The organism is Rathayibacter sp. AY1F3 (assembly GCF_002931975.1).
In the GTDB taxonomy this organism is placed as follows: Bacteria; Actinomycetota; Actinomycetes; order Actinomycetales; family Microbacteriaceae; genus Rathayibacter.
Genome location: NZ_PSVF01000013.1, coordinates 1 through 17,534, shown reverse-complemented (window position 1 = coordinate 17,534; position 17,534 = coordinate 1). Strand labels below are relative to the sequence as shown.

Here is a 17,534-nt window from a genome sequence, read left to right as displayed (position 1 = left end):
TCCTCCCGCCGTCCCCGCACCGACACTCGTCGATGGCGACGAGCCTGCCCGAGAGCGCCCCGGGCGCCTACCCGTCGGATGACCCGATCTCCCCGCCGGCGGGCTCACCGCGCGTGCGCCGTGGCCAGCTCGCCCCAGTGCGTCGTCGCCCGGAGCGAGAGGGCGTCGCGCTTCATCGTCCACACCGGCCCCGTGCGGATGCCTGCCAGCCCGAGGCCGACCGCGGACCGGCCGTGGCGCTTCGTCACGGCGTCGATGGTGGCGCCGAGGCCCTTCGTGTCGAAGGCGGTGTCGAAGATCTCGAGCAGCGCGTGGGAGTTCCGAGGCGACAGGTTCGTGAGGATGACGCCGGCCCGCACGTAGCGCGCGCCCTCCCGCAGCCGCGGGCGCAGGGTGCCGATCGCGGCCCTCACCATCGCCACCGGGTCGTCCGTGGGGACGGGGAAGCCGGCCAGGCCGCCGGCGGACTCGGAGGGCGCATCCGCGAACGGCGACGTCGACGCGAACACGCTCATCGTCCTGGTGACCGACTCCTGCGCTCGGAGGCGGTGGGCGGCGCGCTGCGCGTAGACGGAGAGCACCTGCTCCATGTCGCTGATCGTCGTCACGGGAGTGGCGAACGACCGGGAGAAGATCAGCTGGTCGCGGACGGTGCGGGCGGCCTCCAGTGGGATGCAGTCGACGCCGCGCAGCTCGTAGACGGAGCGCTGCAGGACCACGGAGAACTTCTTGCGGATCAGCGCGGGGTCCGCGTCGCGGAGGTCGCGGACGGTGTGGATAGACAGCTCCGCGAGGCGCTTCCCTGTGCGGCCGGCGACTCCCCACAGCTCGGTGACGTGCTGCGAGGCCATGAGCGCGTCGAGCTGCTCGGGCGTGTACCAGTCCGTGTCGCAGACGCCCCCCAGGCGCGGGTGCTTCTTCGCTCCGCCCTTGTTGACGAACTTCGCGAGAGTCTTGCTCGGCCCGAATCCGACGCAGACGGGCAGCCCGACGTTCTTCGCGACCGCCGCCCGCATCGCCCGGCCGATCTTCGCCCGCTCCGCCACGTCGCCGTCGACGCCGAGGAAGGACTCGTCGATCGAGTACACCTCCTGCCAGGCGGAGTAGCGGCCCAGCAGCTCCATCACGCGCGCGGACAGCTCGCCGTAGAGCTCGTAGTTGCTCGATCGGGCGATCACCTCCGGGAGGCGGCCCGAGCGGATCAGGGGTTCGATCTGGAACCAGGGCGTGCCGTTCTCGATCCCGAGCCTCTTCACCTCGTCGGAGCGGGCGACCACGCAGCCGTCGTTGTTCGAGAGGACGACGACGGGGCGGCCCGCGAGCCTCGGATCGAACAGCCGCTCGCAGGAGACGTAGAACGAGTTCACGTCGACCAGGGCGATGCGCCGCTCAGAGCGCACGGTGCAGCCGGTGGAGGCAGACGGTGACGACGCCCCACACCTGGAGATCGCTCAGCTCGGCGACGTGGATCGGCGGGTACTCCGGGTTCTCGGCCCGCAGCACCACTCCCCCGGGGCGCAGCTCGAGACGCTTGACGGTCAGCTCGCCGTCGAGGATCGCGATGACGACGCTCCCGTGCGTCGGCGTGATCGACCGGTCGACCACGAGCTCGTCGCCGTCGCTGATGCCCGCGCCGACCATGCTCTCGCCCGAGACACGGACGATGAACGTCGACGTCCTGTCGCGGATCAGGTGGTCGTTGAGGTCGAGGGACCCGTCGAAGTAGTCCTGCGCCGGCGACGGGAACCCCGCCGCCACCGCCTCGCTGGTGACGAGGAACATGACGGCGACGGCGTCCGAGGCCGGAGTCGCGATGCGCTCCACGACGGTCACGCCCATGGTCGGCTCCCTCCTCGTGGCATCGAACGTGTGTTCGAACGCGTCCGAGTGTAGGTCGGGGGCACCGACATTCGGGAGGCGCTCGGCGCCGTCCTCGACCGCTCGCGGGGACGATCACCGGCGACGCCGCTGGGCGCCCGGAGGAGTGGCGCGTCGGCCGACGCGAGCCCAGCCTCCCTGGAGCCTTCTCCGGCACGATCCGACCTCATCCCCTCGGAAGGAGCCCCTCCCATGCGCGCATCCCGTCCTCTTCCCGGCGACCCCTGGCCGTCGGAGATGGTCATCACGGTCGAGGACAACCCCTCGGCGCTGCTCGAGCTCCTCTGGATCCGCGAAGCGTGGGGCTTCACTCCGGCGGGCGACGGGCCGCCGCCGCTCGAGCGGTCCCCGGAACGGGTCGGGTCGGCGGAGCCCGGCGCCGACGAGCAGCGCGCCTGGCCTCAGCTGTGGCAGGACTGCGTCGAGCATCTGGCGGTCGAGACCGGCCCGCTCCTCCGGCAGCTCTCCAGCACCGCCGACGGATCGCTCGAGCGCGCACGCCTCCTCGACCTCGCTCGCGGCCCCGGCTGGCGCGAGCGCTTCGGCGACGACTCCCTCGGAGCCCCATTCCGCGCCTGGCACGACGAGCTGCGGTCCGCCCGGATGGACGCGCGGGACGTCCCGCTGGACGCCGCCCCGGAGCGGCGCTGCCTCGGCTCCCTCGTCCCCGCCTGGGAGGCCGGACTGACGACGGTGGTCACCCTCCCCTGCCGCGGCGAATACACGCGCGCCGTCTCCGGCTCGGTGCTGCTCCTGACCGACAGCGACCACCGGGACCCGGACCGCTACGCGGCCGCGCTCCGCCGGTTCGCCGACGGCTCTCTGGAGTGACGGGGCACGGATCTCCGGATCGGATGAACGCTCGCGCGCTCCGGACGGTATCCCCCTCCGAGCCGCCGATCTCCGGCGACCGCAAGTCTCGAGGAGTGCACGATGACCAGGAACATCAGAGTCGGTATCGCAGCTGTCGCCGTCGCGGGCGTGATGGCGGTGGCACCCGTGCTCGCCGGTGCGAGCAGCGTCGCTCCCGCCGCCGCGACCAGCGACTCCAGCAGCGCGTCGGACAGGAACCTGATCAACGCGGTCCGCTCCGTGGCGGCGAAGCTGCGGGTCGTCGGACTCTCCGACGGCGGCACGAAGCTCGTGCAGTTCAACCCGACCAAGCCCGGCAAGGTCACGAACCGCGTCGCCGTCACCGGCCTCACCGGCGGCGACACCGCGCTCATCGGCATCGACTACCGGGTCCAGGACGGCGCCCTCTACGGCGTCGGCGACAACGCGGCGAGCGCCGGCGTCTACTCCATCAACCCGTCCACCGGCGTGGCCACCCAGGTGACCCGTCTCACCGTGGCGCTGAGCGGCACCTCCTTCGGCGTCGACTTCAACCCCGCCGCGAACGCGCTCCGCGTGGTCAGCGACACAGGCCAGAACCTCCGTCAGCCGTTCGCCACCGCGGGCGCCGCGACGGTCGCCGACGGCACGCTCAGCTACGCCGCGCCCGCCGTGGCCACCGGTGTCGCCGGGGCCGCGTACACGAACAACGACCTCGACGCGAACAGCGCGACCACCCTGTTCGTCCTCGACACGGCCCTCGACCAGATCGCCATCCAGTCCCCGGCCAACGCCGGCACCCTGGCGCCGACCGGGAAGCTCGGCCTCGACGCAGCGGGTGCGACCGGCTTCGACATCTACTCCGTCCTCCGCAACGGCAGCTCCATCGGCTCGGTCGGCCTCGCCGCCGTCAACGGGTCGCTCTACGAGATCGGACTGCTGAACGGCACGGCGACTCCGCTCGGCGCCATCGGGGCGAACGTCACCGACATCGCCGTCCCGCTCGTCCAGCGCTGACCCGACCCCCCGGTGACCGCGCTCCTGCCGAGGAGCGCAGGGCCGACGGAGTCGCGGGAAGGGCCGTCCCCCGGGGCGGCCCTTCCTCGTGTCCGGGCACTGCCGACACGGCGGGCTGGTGAGCCCGCCTTCAGGAGGCCGCGGCTCCCGGCGACCGGTCGCGATGCGGCACGGCCCCCGCGCGCTGCGCGATCGAGCGGATCAGCGCCTCGAGCAGGAGTGCCGCCCCGGCGAGCGCCACCGAGGCGGCGACCACCGACTCCGTCCAGGGCGTGGTGTCGTACGACTGGGAGCCGACGAGCGCGGGAGCGATCGCGAACGTCGCGACGAGGTAGCCGGGCAGCGTCGATCCGATCAGGAGGACGAAGGACGCGGCGCGGAGGGGCGACGTCCTCGCCATGAGGACCGCGAGCGCGAGAAGAGCGGTGGGCGCGACCAGTCCCAGCACGACCGCCGGGAGCATCGCCTGCAGGATCGTCGGTGCGCCGAGGATCCCGGACAGGACCGCGTGCAGGCCGAGGCAGCCGAACGCCGCGGCGACCACGATCCGCAGCACCGCGACCGGGCGCCGCCGTCCCGGACCGACCGCGGCGAGGACGGCGAGAGCGACGAGGAGGTGCCCGATCCCGAGCAGCTGCCCTGCCGATCCGACGTTCTCCCACGGATCGGAGGGCCACGAGTAGTCGTACCGGTGGTCCTCGATCGCCTGCTCGCCCAGGATCGGCCCGGCGACGGCCCAGCGCTGAACGGCGGCGAGCTGCTGCAGCCCGGCCGAGGCGAGCATCAGAGCGCCGGCCGCGAGGATACGGCTCGAGCTGCGCTCTCGGGCTCCGGGACGTCCTGACTCCGCTGCTGTCATGCGGCCACGGTAGGGGCCGGGGCGTCCGGCACGGGTGGCCGGGAGGAGAACGTCTCGCCGCGATCGGTCCGCGCGAGACGCCTGCGCGCGATCCGGCGGGACCGCCCCCGGGCACCGGTGGGGGATGCTCCGCGGGGGACGAGACGAGGCCACCGCGTCCTCCGCGCACCGGCACCTGCCCTGTTGCGGACATGTCCGCTAGAGGCTGTTGTCGGCGGTGGGACCGGGTGCCACTGTTCGGAGACGGCCGCCCACGGTCGACCCGATCGAAGGCTCCAGCATGCGCTCTCCCTCCGCCTCCCGCCCGACCGACCCGGACGCCGGCACGGCCCGCTCGACCCCTGAGCGGAGGACGAGGCCTCGGCCGGCGCTCGGCCTGCTCGCGCTGACGGCGACCGTCGCGCTCCTCCTCGGGACCACGGCTCCCCTGTCCGCGGTCGCCGCGGCTCCCGTTGCGACCGGTGTCGTCGGCTGGGGTGACGACTCCAGCGGGCAGGTCGCTGCGCCGGCTGGGCTCACCGACGCGACGGCGATCGCCGCGGGCGGCTCCCACAGCCTCGCCCTGCGCAGCGACGGCACCGTCGCCGCCTGGGGCGAGGACAGCAGCGGGCAGGCCACCGTGCCGACCGGTCTGGACGACGTCGTCGCCGTCGACGCCGGCGTGAACCACAGCCTCGCCCTGCGGAGGGACGGGACCGTCACCGCCTGGGGCGACGACGGCGACGGGCAGGCCACGGTGCCGGACGGGCTCGCCGACGTCACCGCCATCGCTGCCGGCGGCTACCACAACCTCGCCCTGCACGGGGACGGGACCGTCACCGCCTGGGGATACGACTTCTCCGGACAGGCGACCGTTCCGGACGGGCTCAGCGGAGTCGTCGCCATCGCCGCCGGCCGCTTCCACGACCTCGCGCTGCACCGCGACGGCACCGTCACCGCCTGGGGAGACGACGCCTTCGGGCAGACCGACGTGCCCGCGGGACTCACCGGCGTCACCGCCGTCTCCGCCGGCGCCTCCCACAGCCTCGCGCTGCGCTCGGACGGGACCGTCGTCGCCTGGGGCAGCGACAGCGACGGCCAGTCCGACGTCCCCGGCGGCCTCGCGGACGTCACCGCCGTCGCCGCCGGCGGGTACCACAGCATCGCTCTGCGCCGCGACGGCACCGTCACAGCCTGGGGCTACGACGGCTTCGGCGAGGCCTCCGTGCCGGCGGGACTCACCGGCGCCACCGCCGTGTCCGGCGGCAGCTTCCACAGCCTCGCCCTCGGCGCTCGGCCCGTCTTCACCGCCGACGCCCCTCCGGCGACGGCGCCTCTCGGAGCGCCCTTCTCCTACACGTTCGCCACCGGCGGCGCGTCGACGTTCGAGCTCGCCTCCGGGTCCCTTCCGGCCGGCCTGACCCTCACCTCCGCGGGCGTCCTCTCCGGCACCCCGACCGTCGAGGGGGCGTCCTCCTTCACCGTGTCCGCCCGCACCACCTTCGGCACCACCACCGGCGCGCCCCACACACTCACCGTCGGGCAGGCGGCGACCGCTCCGACCCTCTCGGGGACGGCCGCGGCCGGCGTGGTCGGCTCCGCCTACGACTTCACGTACACGGCGACCGGATCCCCGGCGCCGGTCGTCACCGTCGCGTCGGGCACTCTGCCTCCCGGACTCGCCCTCGACGCCTCCGGGCGCCTCACCGGCACCCCGACCACCGCGGGGACCTACGGCTTCACCCTCCGCGCGGCGAACTCGGCGGGCACCGTCGAGGCGGTGAGCACTCTGACCGTCTCTCCGCAGAAGGCGACCACGCGGGCCGACCTGCGGGTCGACGTCTCCGCTCCGACCACCGCGGTGAAGGGGAGGACGTTCACGTACACGCTCATCACGAGGAACGCCGGACCCTCCGCGTCGACGTCCGTCTTCTCGAAGGTGGTCCTCCCCCCGACGGTGCAGTTCGTCTCCGCCACGGGCTCGTACAGCCGCATCGGGAGCATCGTGATCTTCCCGCGCTCGAGTCTCGCGAACGGGCGGACCGTCACCGAGAGGATCACCGTCACGGCCACCGGCACCGGCACCGCGACCGCCTTCGCCGCCGCGTTCTCGGTCAGGACGCCGGACCCGTCGATCCGCAGCAACACCGACACCGCCGCGACGACCGTCCGCTGACGGCGGGCGCAGGAGGACGGCGGGCGGGCCTCCGGGATCGCCCGCCGTCTCGATCCGCGAGGTACGGATGCATCCGGAATCCCCGTTCACCGGCGCCCGACCCGCGGAGGGGGCGGCTAGAGCACGTCCGCGATCGCGGCGAACGTCCTGTCCGGATCCTCGAGCTGCATGTCGTGGTGCACGCCCGGGAGCCGACGCACCTGCCAGCCCCGCTGCTCGAGCCGCGCGGCCAGGGCGTCCGGCAGCACCGCCGGCGACTGGTCGGAGAGCACGATCGTCGACGGGACCGCCGGCGCCTCGACCGGGACCGGGTGGAAGGCGACGTCCCGGAACACGCCGACAGCCATCCGCGCGTCGAACCGCTTCTTCGCGTCGTCGAGGAGTGCGCGGGTCTGGGGGCTGTAGGCGGCGCGGACCGCGGCGCTCGCCCGCGCCTGTCCGAGCTGGGCGAGGCCGAGCGACAGGAGAGGTGCCGCCCAGAACAGCCGTCCGGCGAGGCCGCTCGTCGGGAGCGCCAGGGCGAACCCGGGATCGAGGTAGACGGCCCGGCCGGGCGCGAGTCCTGCGACGGCGCGCTGCAGCACCGCGCCGCCGAGCGAGTGGCCGACCACGCTGTCGAGTCCCGCCGGCAGCGACTCGACCAGATCGGCGGCCATGTCGTCGATCCGGTACGACCCCGCCCGCGGGCTCGCGCCGTGTCCGCGCAGGTCGACGGCCGTGACCGTGTAGCGGCCGGTCGCGACGAGCCGCTCGACGAACGGCCCCCAGGTCGCCGCCGACCCGCCGAGACCGTGCACCAGCCCGACGTGTCGCGGTCCGGATCCGGTGGTGATCGTCTGCAGGAGCATCCCCTGATCCTGCCCGAGACGGTGCCCGAGGCCGAGGTGCCGGGCGGAGGCATCGATGAGGCCGACCGATCCTCGTCCGATCACGTTTCGCGACCGGAGAGCGCACGAAGAGTCCTGCACCCGATCTCTGCATCTGCGGGCGATATCGGCGCGGCGGAATTCGAGGATCCATTCCCGTCGGTTCTCGCCGGATGCTCCGCGAGAAGTGTCGTCGATCGACTGTCGGCCGCTCGACGCGCTTCTGACATACTCCTGAGCACTCCCCACAAGACGCGCTCGGCGCGAGTGCTTTCACTGCGCCATCACTCATCGAGAATCCGGAAGAACACGAGAATGCCCCACGAGACGCCCGCCGGCTGGTATCCCGCTCCCCACGCGAACAATGAGCAGCGCTACTGGGACGGTCAGCGCTGGCACGACGACGCGCCGCCGCCGCCTCCCGCACAGCCCGGCGGCTACGGCTCCTTCCAGCAGACCCAGCCGACCGCCGCTTCCTGGGGTGCCTCCGCTGCCCCGAAGCCGAAGGGCCCCGCAGCTTTCGCCATCCTCGCGCTGGTCCTCGGGATCCTCGCTTTCCTGACGGGTCTGGTCCCCGGCCTCGGTCTCGTCCTCGCCATCGCAGCGGTCGCTCTCGCCGTTCTCGCCCTGCTGAGGAAGCAGCCGAAGGGCCTGGCTGTCACCGGACTCGCACTGGGAGCCGTCGCCCTGATCAGCGGCATCTTCGCCACCACTCTCGCGCTCGTCCCCTCCGACACCCGGTCGTCGGAGACGGCGGCGGTCGAGCCGGCCGACCCCGCTCCGGCCGCAGCCGCTCCTGCGTCGGAGGCCGCGGAAGCGCCTGCCGAGCAGGCCGAGGCGCCCATCGCGGACGCCGTGGAGCCGGAGCCCGCGCCGGAGCAGACCGAGGCAGCCGAGCCGACCGCGGACGGTTCCGCGCAGCAGCCGCTCCCCCAGCCCTACGTCGCCGAAGGACTGTTCGGAGGAGACAAGTACAGCCTCACCGCGAAGGTGGTGGACGCGAACGCCGGCGCTCTCGTGACGGAGGGCAACATGTTCAATGACGAGGCGCCCGCAGGATTCAAGTACGTCGTCGTCGAGCTGACGATGACGGGCATCGACCCCGACGGCGTCGAGCCCTCTCTCGCCAGCTTCGACCTCTCGCTGGCGACGCCCGAGGGCAATCGCTACGACAACGAGTACGTGATCCTCGGCGACTCGATGCCGTCGATGTCGGACGGGCCGACCCTGTACCCGGGCACGAGCTTCACCGGATACACCGCTTACGTCGTTCCCGAGAGCGCTCAGAGCTTCCTTCTGCACGACAACGGGAACTACATCGCTCTCTGAGCCGATCAGGCGGACAAGGGCTGAGTACTTCCCGCCGAGGCGGTCTGCGCTTCTCGCAGGCCGCCTCGGCGTCTTTCCTCCTGAGTAGTTCTGCTCCTTGAAGACACTCCTCCCGCTCGAGGCGATCGCGCTCGTCCCGTGGCGCTCGATCGGACTGCACGGGCATGCATTCCAGTCGACGAGCGAGGAATCATCGCCGGCCTCGCACCACCTTCGAGAAAGCGCCGATCCTCCTCCGGAATGCCCACCGGACAGGGGCCTCCGCAGGGGGTCCGCTCGGGTGCGGTCCGGACCTACGCTCGCCCCATGCATCTCCGCACTGTCGCGATGAGGCCCGGCGCCGCCGCTCTCGGGCCGGTCGGCGCGCCCCCACGGACCGCGCTGGACGACGTGCTCGCCCACCTGGTCGCGGCGCTCGCGATCGGATCCGGCCTGCTGCTGGTACCGGTGGGCGTCGGCGGAGTGCCGCTGCTCGCCACGGGATCGGCTGGAGCGAGCGTCTTCGAGGCCTGGACGCTGATCCGCACCACCGTGGCGCTGCAGGTCGGCATCGCCGTGCTCGCGATCGGTCTCGGCGCCGTGGCGCGGACGCGCGGACCCGCGGGAACCCGGGCGGAGCGCTGGTGCGTGGTCGCCGCGATGAGTGCCGCGATCGGCGTGCTGCTGCTGGTCGTGCCGCCGGTCTGAGCACCCCCGGGGAGCGTCGCCCACCAGTCTGTCCGGGTCGCCGTGCGCGCCCGCGACCGAACCGTCACCTCGCGCCGCGCGGCGTGATCGGATCGTTGCAGGATCCGGCACCGGCTGAGGTTCCGCATAGGACACACTCAGCGACAGGGGGCGAGCGTCCCCCGCTCATGGGGAAGCCGACCGCGATCAGCGGCTCGGAGGAAGCAGGAATCGTGCGCTCTGCGCGACGACGCCACGGCGTCACCGTCATCACCACTGCGGCACTGCTGGGGGCGCTCGCGTTCCCGTCCGTCGCTCTGGCCACCGAGGTCGTCCCGGACGCCGCCTCGAGTCCTGCACCGGCCGAGCCGGCTCCCACCGTGGAGCCGATCGCGACTCCGGAGCCCACGGCGACGCCGCAACCGGCCTCGACTCCCGTGCCCACTCCGGCTCCGACCATCGCGCCCGTCGAGAGCGCGCAGTCGCCCCTGGCGATCGCCCTCGACCGCACCACCTACGAAGCGGGCTCGGCGTTCTCCGCGATCCCGTCGGCGGAGGGCTGGGCCGGCGGCCTGGACGTGTCCGGGACAGGTTTCCAGCCCGGCACCGTCGCCGTCGTCGTGCTCCGCGACGGCGACTCGGAGGAGGCCGTCACCACCAGCGTGATCACCGCCTCCGGCGAGCTCCGCCTCCAGGACTGGCTCCCCACCGACGCGGACGGCGTCGCGGTGGACCCCCACCTCCCGCTCCCCGGCGAGACGATCTCCGTCGTCGCGGAGGGACTCGACGCCTCGGGCGCCACTGTCGCCTCCGATGCCGTCGAGCTGACCGTGACGCAGCCCGACACGAGCGTCGTCTTCCAGAACCGGGAGGACGGCGGGGTGCTCCCGGCCGGTGCGGACATCCAGGTCGGAGAGTTCCGGATCCACGGCGTCGTCGCCTCGTTCCGCGGATTCGACCGCGGCGAGGACGTGTCCGTCACGCTCACCGCGCCCGACGGCAGCACCTCCGCCCTCGTGCCCCCCGCGCCGACCCCGCTCTCGGGCGAGGCCTTCGTCCTGCTCGACGCCGACACCATGGCGGACCAGCTGGGCACCTTCACCGTCACCGCCACGGGAGAGACCAGCGGACGCTCCGTGGCGTCGTCGCTCGAGCAGGTCCCCTCGCGCACTGCGATCCGGATCTGGCCCCAGGGGGCTCCGCCCGAGCCCGCCCCGGCGGACGGACAGCCCACCAGCGGTGGCGCACTCCTCGGCTTCGGCGCGGACGAGACCGTCTCGATCGGCGTCTTCTCGACCTCGGGTGCGCGCCAGACGCTCACGGGCGGCGGCTCGAGCCTCGAGGTCGGCGTCGACGCGCTGGGCTGGAGCCTGATCTCCCTCGGCGAGTACCCGCTGCAGGACCCGGCGAGCGAGATCTACTGCGTCATCGCCCGCGGCACGTCGAGCGGTCTCGTGGCGAGCACCTCCTACGACTACACGCTGACGGAGGAGGACCCGATCGCCGGAGAGGCCGACTGCTCCGCCGCGGTCGCCGCCGTCACGGCGCACCCTGCCGGCGCCGGGCCCGCAGTGCACCCGGCCGGCTCCGGACCCGCGGCGCAGACGGGCGGCCACCGCGCCGTCCTCGCCTCGACCGGCGTCTCGACGACCGCGCCGCTCGCCCTGGCCGCCTTCGGCATCCTCGGCGGTCTCGCCCTGACGGTGCTCCGCCGCCGCCGCGCGTAGACGGCCGCGCACCGCGCACGACGAAGGCGCCCGGGCACACCGCCCGGGCGCCTTCGTCGTCGCGAGACCCGTCGGGTCAGTCGGACGGCACCGCGCAGGTCTCCTCCGCCGCGGTCTGGCCCGGAGCGTCGACGGCGACGGGAGCGGGATCCGTCGGAGCCGCGCCGCCCTCCGCGGGCGCCTCCGCCGCGGGCGCCTCCTCCGCCGGAGCGTCGGAGGCGAGGGTCACCGGCTGGTCGTTGAGGACGCGGTTCATGAGCTCGGCGCCGACCTCGGCGTTGGGCACGACCTTGCCCGGGTAGTCCGGGTCGTCGAGCGCCGGGTACTGCACGAACACCATCTTCGAGAGGTCGACGTCCTTCAGTGCGAGGGCGAGCGAGATCATCGTCGCCGGGCTCGTGAGCGACGTCGACAGGTGCACGTTCGACGAGGTCGCCTGCGCGAGCCCGTAGAGGGCGGGGATGTTCGAGAGGGTGTCGGCCGAGCGGACGGTGCGCATCAGCGAGGCCAGGTACTGCTGCTGCGACGAGATGCGGCTGAGGTCGCTCTGGTCGCCGACGCCGTGGCGGCTGCGGAGGAACGAGAGGGCCATCGACCCGGAGACGGTGGAGGTGCCGGCGGGCAGGTCCAGGCCCGAGTCGGTGTCGAGGATCGGACCCGTGAGGCAGATCGGGACGCCGCCGACGGCGTTGCTCATCTCGATGACGCCGTTGAAGGACACCCAGCCGGCGTAGGGCACCGTCAGGCCGGTGAACTGCTGCAGGGTGTCGTTGACGCAGGCGAGCCCGCCGTACTGGAACGCGGAGTTGAGCGGGACGCCGGCGGCGGCCTCGGTGACGACGCCCGTCTCGGGGTCCGTGCAGGCGGGACGGTCCAGGATCAGGTCGCGCGGGAAGCTGATCACCGTCGCGCTGCGATGGTCGGCCGAGACGTGGAGCAGGATGTTGACGTCGTTGAGCGTGTCGTCGCGGACGCCGAACGTGTCGCCCTGCGTGGCGTCGTTGTCGGTGCCGACCACCAGGACGTCGAAACCGCCCTCGACCGCGCCCATCTGCACGTTCCCGGCGGTGGGAGGAGCGACGCCCAGATCGACCGCGTTGTCGGCGACGTTCCGGCTGATGCTCACCGTCGCGATCGCCACGAGCGAGGTGGCGCTGACAGCGAGGACGCCGACCACCGCCGCGATCCCGACCACCACTGTCCGCACCCCGGACCGCCGCCGGAGCCGCCCGTGCCGCACCGCACGCTCGTGAACCCTCATGCGCTCCCACCCCTCGCCCCGCCCGCCCGTTCGCGGACGCAGTCGCTCGCCAGTGTAGGCAGGCCCCCTCCGATGCGGCGCGGAACGGCCCTGCTACCGTCGTGCGCGCATCGAGGAGCGGAGGAGGAGCCGTGGAACGCCGAGTCGTCGATCCCGTCACGCAGATCGAGTGGATCGTCCCGCCGTTCGCGACGGAGGAGGACACCCTCGCCCGCGCGCGGGCCGATCGGGAGGGGCGGCTCGCCGACCTCCGCCTGTACCCGGACCACTGCGCGGAGTATCCGCTCTGGGCGGTCGACGGCCCGATCGACGACCCGGGTGCGATCGGCGTCCCGGAGGCCCTGCACGGACCGCTGCTCCGCTGGCAGGAGCTCTGGGCGTCCGGATGCGACGTGTTCGAGGGATGGAGGAGCGCCGAGGCGGAGGAGCGCTGGCTCGCCCTCGGCCGGGAGCTGCACACCGAGCTCGAGGCCGCCCTCTGGCTGACGACCCGGGTGCTCGCCTGCTTCTGAGGGCTGCTGCCCGGGCATCCGCGGGAAAGCCGCCGCAAGCCGTCCCCGGACCGGCCCCCGCGTGCCTACCCTGGACGGTGCGCTCTCCTCGTCTTCTGCAGCAGGTCGTCGGCAAGCTCGGCGGGCAGCGGCCCGCGGCCCCGGTGAGCCGTCGAGCGCAGCGCGCGCTCCTCGCCGAGCAGACGGTCCGCGGAGTGCTCGAGCTGGCCGTGCGGCTGGGCGAGACGCTGCTCTCGCTGGGGTCCGCGGCCGCCGAGGTGACCGAGACGATCCAGCGGGTGTGCCGCGCCTACGGCATCGAGTGCCAGGTCGACCTCACCTTCACGTCGATCCTGGTCGTGCACGACGGAGGCGACGACTCCCCCAGCGTGAGCGTGCTGCGCGTCGTCCCCTCCCGCAGCGCCGACTACGAGCGGCTCGCCCGCGTGACGGCGCTCGTCACCGCCATCACCGAGGGCTCGCCGGAGGTGCGGGTCGCCGACGCCGTCGATTCCGCCGAGGCCCGCGAGGAGGCCCGGCACCAGTTCGAGGCCGCGCACGACCGGCTCGACGCGATCCTCGTCCAGCCTCACCGCTACCGCCGCGGGGTCGTCACCCTCACGCTCGCGCTGATGGCGGCGGGCGTCGCGCTCCTACTCGGGGGCGGACCCCTCGTCGTGCTCCTCGCCGCCGCGACGGCCGCCGCGATCGACCTGGTCAACCAGCTCCTCGCCCGCTGGGGTCTGCCCGCCTTCTTCCAGCAGATCGCCGGCGCCGCGCTGGCGACCGGAGTGGCGGTGGTGCTGCTCGCGGTCGTGCCGCGGCTGCCCGTGGAGCTGGCGGTGCTGCCGCCCGCGCTCGTCGTCGCGTCGGGGGTGGTCGTGCTCCTCGCCGGGCTCTCGTTCGTGGGAGCGGCGGACGACGCGATCAACGGGTTCCCGATCACCGCGGGCGGCCGGCTGCTCGAGGTCGGGCTGCTGACGCTGGGCATCGTCGTCGGGATCGCCGTGGTGCTCGACGGCGCGCGCTCGCTCGGGGTCGAGCTGGTGCTGGTCGACTCCTACGCCCGCCCCTGGCCGGCCGCTGTGCAGGTGCTCGGCGCCGGGGTCGCGGCCGGCGCCTGGGCGCTCTCGTCGCACACCCCGCCGCGGCCCGCGCTCATCGCCGCCCTCACCGGAGCCGGTGCGTTCCTCGTCTCCGACTCGCTGACCACCTCGGGCTTCGCGCCGCTCATGGCCAACGCCCTCCCGGCGCTGGCGATCGGCCTGCTCGGCGAGATGCTGGCCGAGCGGATGCGGGTGCCCGCCGTGGTGACGACCGCGTGCGCGATCGTCCCCCTCCTGCCCGGCCTCACCCTCTACCGCGGCGTCCTCGGCCTCACCTCGAACGCCGGCCCGAGCGCCGGGATCGAGCTCCTGCTCCAGGCGGGCATGATCGCGCTGGGCCTCGCCGGCGGAGTCACGCTCGGCCGGATCGCCTACCGCCGCCTGCGCACCCCGATCGTGCGCGCGGTGGCGCCGGTCCGCGCCCGGACCCGCCGGGACCGCGGGATCGAGCAGGCCCTCGCCGCCGACGTCCTCTACCCCGACGGCGCCGAGGCCGGGCAGGCGGACACCGCGCAGGTCGTCACGGCGCCGGGCAGCGGATCCGGCCTCACGGCGTCCGACCCGTCGGCGTCGGCCGCGGTCGACCCCGCACCGCTGCCCGACGAGCCGGCGCCGGCCGCCGAGGAGCCGTTCACCCGCACCGGGATCGTCCCGATCGTCAGCACGATCGGCGTGACGGAGCCGGTGCCGATCGTCACCGAGGAGGATCCGGCCGACCGGGGCTGACGACAGGGCCTGCTCCCGCGGCCTGCTCCTCGCCGCAGAGGGAGGCGCCGCGCCGGTCAGTCCGCGTGGCCCCGCACGACCGCGGTCCGGCGGGTGTCGATCACGATCACCGAGCCGAGCACGATCAGGGCGAGCGACACCGAGGCGAGCGTGTCGGTCAGCCAGTGGTAGCCGAGGTAGAGCCGCGCGACGATCTGGCCGGCGATCATCCCGAGCGAGAGCGCGAAGCCCCCGATCATCCAGCTCCGGGAGGAGCGGCGGGAGGCGAGGAGGAACGTGGTGATCAGGAAGAAGTCGCTCACGCCGGTGACGTGGCCGGAGGGGAACGAGAAGGTCCCGTCGGGCCCGAGCAGCATGTACTCGACCGGCGGGCGCATCCGCATCACGAGGTGAGCGGCCAGCTGCACGCTGAGCATCCCGACGAGCATGCCGCCGGCCAGGAGGATCGGCCGCCAGAGGTGCCGCGCGAGGACGAACCAGAGCACGAGCACCGCCAGGATGATGACCGGCAGGTAGACCGGCCCGAAGACGGTGGCGAGCGCGTCCATCACGACCGTGCCCTCGGCGGAGCGCTTCTCGCGGAACCACTCGGCGACGACCGGATCGAGGACGGTGAGGCCGGTGCCGCTCGCGACCTGCGCGGTGAAGGCCGCGAAGAGGACGACGCCGACACCGATGAGGCCGAAGCCGGCCCGGTCGAGGCCGCGGCGCTCCTCCGGGGCCATCACGCGCTCCTCCACGAGGAACCGCTGGTGGAAGCGGGCGCGGCGCGAGAGGGCGGGGGTGCTCATCCGCTCACCCTAGGGCGGCGGAGGCGCCGCCGACCGGGCCGTTCGCTCAGCGTCCTGCCGCGTAGTGCGTCTGGATCTGCTCCGGCGTGAGGACCGTCGAGTACACCGCGGCGTAGCGCAGGCTCCCGCCGAAGTACGAGGAGCCGACGTTCGGCCACTGGCCGCCGAGGCTGTCGTACCCGATCTTCCAGGTGCCCGTCGTGTTCTCGGCCGTGCGGTACGTGCTGTTCGAGGCGACCTTCACGCCGTCGACCCAGAGCGCGATGCCCGCCGTCGGCGAGAGCGTGGAGACGACGTGGTGCCAGAGCCCGTCGTTGACGGCTCGGGTGCTCGTGATGGTCTGCGCGGCGCCGTTGTAGACGCCGAAGACGAGCTTGCCGTCGGCGCCGATGTAGGTGTGGCGGTCGTACTGGCCGCCGGGAGCGGTGGCGCCCGCGCTGAAGCTGAAGAGCTTGCCGCCGGCGTTCGTGGTCTTGAACCAGATCTCGGTGCTGAAGGTGCCGGGGTTCCTGATCTCCAGCGGCGTGCTCAGGTACTGGTTGGTGCCGTTCGGCGTCCACGAGCCGCCCGCGTCGCGCGGGCAGGCCTTGGGCGTCGCGGCGGAGCTGACCATCGCGGTCGGGAAGAGGCTGGTGGAGCGGTAGGTGCCCGGGTACTGGCCGGAGTCCGTGTCGGGCGCGGTCGTCGATCCGCTCGGCTGCGCGAGCGTGTAGGCGAAGAGCGCGGCCCCGCGGTCGGCGGCGAGGGCGCCGTCGCAGGTGAAGAACGCGGCGGCGCTGCCGACCGTGTTGGTCGAGTTCAGGATCGAGGCGGTGTACGCGCCGGAGGTGGCAGGGGCGGTGAGCAGCACGGCGGCCAGGGCGGCGGCGGCGAGGGCGGCGACGACAGACCTCGGGCGGGCGAGGAGGGTGCGCAGCCGCGCGGCCGGCGAGCCGGCGGAGAGGCGGTGCCGGCTCATGCCGTCTCCTCCTCGCGGGCGGCGCGGCGGCCGCGCTCGGCGGTCCGCTCCGGCTCGCCGGGGAGGCCGACGAAGACCGTGTAGAGCACCGGGATCGCGCAGAGCAGGACGAAGAGGACCCAGCCCCAGAACGGCAGGTGCAGAGCGGAGGAGAGGGCGTAGGCGTCTCCGTCGTGCGCCGGGATCTGCAGGCGGCCGACCTGTCCGGAGACCAGGTCGACGGGGTCGGCGCCCTCGGCGCTCACGCGGATGGGGAGGACGCCCGTCGAGACGAGCGTGGCGTTCGTCGTGCCGCTGTCGACCGTGGCCTCGAGGACGACGATGCCGACCAGCGGGCGGAGCACGAAGACGGTGACGGACGCGACGAGCGAGAGGCCGAGGATCCGCATCGACGCCCGCTGGGTGGGCGAGGCGATGAAGCGGGTGAGCAGCTGCACGAGGACGGCGCCGATGATCAGCAGCGGCAGGCCGCGCACGAGCCAGCCGAGCACCGGCAGCGCCGTGGTGACGACTCCGATGAGCTGGTCCTGGCCGGTGGCCCACGGATCGACGGCTCCGTTGATGTCGCCCTGGGTGCGGAGCGTGCCGTCGTCGGCGATCTCGACGACCCGGTGGGTGTAGGTCTCGTCGGGCGTGGTGGTGGGGTGGAAGCTGACCGCGTCGCCGACCCGGACGTCCTCGAGGGCCGTCGGCTCGGTGAGGACGAGGGTGCCGACCGGGGCGGCCGTGCCCATGGAGGGCGTCTGCACGATGAACCAGCGTCCGCCGGACGCGTGGAACAGGAGCGCCGCCGCGACCAGGACGGCCAGCAGAGCGGTCGTCGTCCCGATCAGGGCGGTGCGGAGGAGGGACAGGCGGGGACGGTCGGTGCGG

16 protein-coding genes are annotated in these 17,534 nt (G+C 73.3%); 8 read left to right on the top strand and 8 right to left on the bottom strand.

Annotated elements, in window-relative coordinates; translation table 11 throughout:
- Positions 1-104: 104 nt before the first annotated feature.
- Positions 105-1,400, bottom strand: coding sequence for a Y-family DNA polymerase (locus tag C5C39_RS09360; RefSeq protein WP_104353211.1), 1,296 nt, complete (start codon positions 1,398-1,400; stop codon positions 105-107).
- The gene (locus C5C39_RS09355) at positions 1,390-1,782 is read right to left on the bottom strand and encodes a LexA family transcriptional regulator (RefSeq protein WP_258075811.1); all 393 of its coding nucleotides are present in this window, start codon (positions 1,780-1,782) and stop codon (positions 1,390-1,392) included. Before C5C39_RS09355 ends, C5C39_RS09360 begins: the two co-directional genes overlap by 11 nt.
- Positions 1,783-2,070: 288 nt before the next feature.
- Between C5C39_RS09355 and C5C39_RS09350 the strand changes: the two genes are divergently transcribed.
- Both C5C39_RS09350 and C5C39_RS09345 read left to right on the top strand, forming a co-directional pair.
- Positions 2,071-2,709, top strand: coding sequence for a hypothetical protein (locus C5C39_RS09350; RefSeq protein ID WP_104353209.1), 639 nt, complete (start codon positions 2,071-2,073; stop codon positions 2,707-2,709).
- A gap of 102 nt (positions 2,710-2,811) precedes the next feature.
- Positions 2,812-3,726 (top strand): DUF4394 domain-containing protein, encoded by a 915-nt coding sequence (locus C5C39_RS09345; RefSeq protein ID WP_219813325.1) that lies wholly within the window; start codon positions 2,812-2,814, stop codon positions 3,724-3,726.
- 130 nt (positions 3,727-3,856) lie between these two features.
- Here the strand turns inward: C5C39_RS09345 and C5C39_RS09340 are convergent, their stop codons facing one another.
- Positions 3,857-4,585: a hypothetical protein gene (locus tag C5C39_RS09340; RefSeq protein WP_146083906.1), complete on the bottom strand. Its 729-nt coding sequence runs from the start codon at positions 4,583-4,585 to the stop codon at positions 3,857-3,859.
- Between the two features lie 280 nt (positions 4,586-4,865).
- Here C5C39_RS09340 and C5C39_RS09335 point away from each other — a divergent pair, with 280 nt between their 5' ends.
- Positions 4,866-6,740, top strand: a complete 1,875-nt coding sequence (locus C5C39_RS09335; RefSeq protein ID WP_104353207.1) for a putative Ig domain-containing protein — start codon at positions 4,866-4,868, stop codon at positions 6,738-6,740.
- 116 nt (positions 6,741-6,856) lie between these two features.
- Here C5C39_RS09335 and C5C39_RS09330 read toward each other — a convergent pair whose 3' ends face one another.
- The gene (locus tag C5C39_RS09330) at positions 6,857-7,588 is read right to left on the bottom strand and encodes an alpha/beta fold hydrolase (protein WP_104353271.1); all 732 of its coding nucleotides are present in this window, start codon (positions 7,586-7,588) and stop codon (positions 6,857-6,859) included.
- Between the two features lie 333 nt (positions 7,589-7,921).
- On the opposite strand from C5C39_RS09330, the gene C5C39_RS09325 reads away from it, so the two are divergent.
- The 3 genes from C5C39_RS09325 (at position 7,922) to C5C39_RS09315 (ending at position 11,328) form a co-directional block, all read left to right on the top strand.
- On the top strand, positions 7,922-8,935 hold the full coding sequence (locus tag C5C39_RS09325; protein ID WP_104353206.1) for a DUF2510 domain-containing protein: 1,014 nt from the start codon (positions 7,922-7,924) through the stop codon (positions 8,933-8,935).
- Positions 8,936-9,241: 306 nt separating this feature from the next.
- A complete protein-coding gene (locus C5C39_RS09320; RefSeq protein ID WP_104353205.1) occupies positions 9,242-9,622 on the top strand; it encodes a hypothetical protein in 381 nt (126 codons plus the stop codon).
- 167 nt (positions 9,623-9,789) lie between these two features.
- Positions 9,790-11,328 carry an LPXTG cell wall anchor domain-containing protein gene (locus tag C5C39_RS09315; protein WP_104353204.1) on the top strand — a complete coding sequence of 513 codons (1,539 nt, stop codon included), beginning with the start codon at positions 9,790-9,792 and terminating at the stop codon, positions 11,326-11,328.
- Positions 11,329-11,404: 76 nt separating this feature from the next.
- Here the strand turns inward: C5C39_RS09315 and C5C39_RS09310 are convergent, their stop codons facing one another.
- Positions 11,405-12,526 (bottom strand): LCP family protein, encoded by a 1,122-nt coding sequence (locus C5C39_RS09310; protein ID WP_181133464.1) that lies wholly within the window; start codon positions 12,524-12,526, stop codon positions 11,405-11,407.
- 194 nt (positions 12,527-12,720) lie between these two features.
- Between C5C39_RS09310 and C5C39_RS17480 the strand changes: the two genes are divergently transcribed.
- Positions 12,721-13,101 (top strand): hypothetical protein, encoded by a 381-nt coding sequence (locus tag C5C39_RS17480; RefSeq protein WP_104324363.1) that lies wholly within the window; start codon positions 12,721-12,723, stop codon positions 13,099-13,101.
- A 77-nt stretch (positions 13,102-13,178) separates the two neighbouring features.
- On the top strand, positions 13,179-14,912 hold the full coding sequence (locus C5C39_RS09305) for a threonine/serine exporter ThrE family protein (RefSeq protein ID WP_181136358.1): 1,734 nt from the start codon (positions 13,179-13,181) through the stop codon (positions 14,910-14,912).
- Between the two features lie 56 nt (positions 14,913-14,968).
- Here C5C39_RS09305 and C5C39_RS09300 read toward each other — a convergent pair whose 3' ends face one another.
- From C5C39_RS09300 to C5C39_RS17475, 3 genes are all read right to left on the bottom strand, one after another.
- Positions 14,969-15,703 (bottom strand): phosphatase PAP2 family protein, encoded by a 735-nt coding sequence (locus tag C5C39_RS09300; protein WP_104353201.1) that lies wholly within the window; start codon positions 15,701-15,703, stop codon positions 14,969-14,971.
- A 46-nt stretch (positions 15,704-15,749) separates the two neighbouring features.
- Positions 15,750-16,661 carry a LamG domain-containing protein gene (locus tag C5C39_RS09295; protein WP_104353200.1) on the bottom strand — a complete coding sequence of 304 codons (912 nt, stop codon included), beginning with the start codon at positions 16,659-16,661 and terminating at the stop codon, positions 15,750-15,752.
- Positions 16,658-17,534, bottom strand: an 877-nt coding sequence (locus C5C39_RS17475; RefSeq protein WP_104353199.1) for a S26 family signal peptidase, incomplete at its 5' end; no start/stop codon positions are given. The genes C5C39_RS09295 and C5C39_RS17475, both read right to left, overlap by 4 nt.

What these genes read in the sequence shown, in the direction of transcription:
- C5C39_RS09315 (WP_104353204.1), top strand. Translation starts at nt 9,790, where the DNA reads ATGGGGAAGCCGACCGCGATCAGCGGCTCGGAGGAAGCAGGAATCGTG.
- C5C39_RS09355 (WP_258075811.1), bottom strand. Translation starts at nt 1,782, where the DNA reads ATGTTCCTCGTCACCAGCGAGGCGGTGGCGGCGGGGTTCCCGTCGCCG.
- C5C39_RS09295 (WP_104353200.1), bottom strand. Translation starts at nt 16,661, where the DNA reads ATGAGCCGGCACCGCCTCTCCGCCGGCTCGCCGGCCGCGCGGCTGCGC.
- C5C39_RS09300 (WP_104353201.1), bottom strand. Translation starts at nt 15,703, where the DNA reads ATGAGCACCCCCGCCCTCTCGCGCCGCGCCCGCTTCCACCAGCGGTTC.
- C5C39_RS09350 (WP_104353209.1), top strand. Translation starts at nt 2,071, where the DNA reads ATGCGCGCATCCCGTCCTCTTCCCGGCGACCCCTGGCCGTCGGAGATG.
- C5C39_RS09335 (WP_104353207.1), top strand. Translation starts at nt 4,866, where the DNA reads ATGCGCTCTCCCTCCGCCTCCCGCCCGACCGACCCGGACGCCGGCACG.
- C5C39_RS09330 (WP_104353271.1), bottom strand. Translation starts at nt 7,588, where the DNA reads ATGCTCCTGCAGACGATCACCACCGGATCCGGACCGCGACACGTCGGG.
- C5C39_RS09325 (WP_104353206.1), top strand. Translation starts at nt 7,922, where the DNA reads ATGCCCCACGAGACGCCCGCCGGCTGGTATCCCGCTCCCCACGCGAAC.
- C5C39_RS09345 (WP_219813325.1), top strand. Translation starts at nt 2,812, where the DNA reads ATGACCAGGAACATCAGAGTCGGTATCGCAGCTGTCGCCGTCGCGGGC.
- C5C39_RS09320 (WP_104353205.1), top strand. Translation starts at nt 9,242, where the DNA reads ATGCATCTCCGCACTGTCGCGATGAGGCCCGGCGCCGCCGCTCTCGGG.
- C5C39_RS09340 (WP_146083906.1), bottom strand. Translation starts at nt 4,585, where the DNA reads ATGACAGCAGCGGAGTCAGGACGTCCCGGAGCCCGAGAGCGCAGCTCG.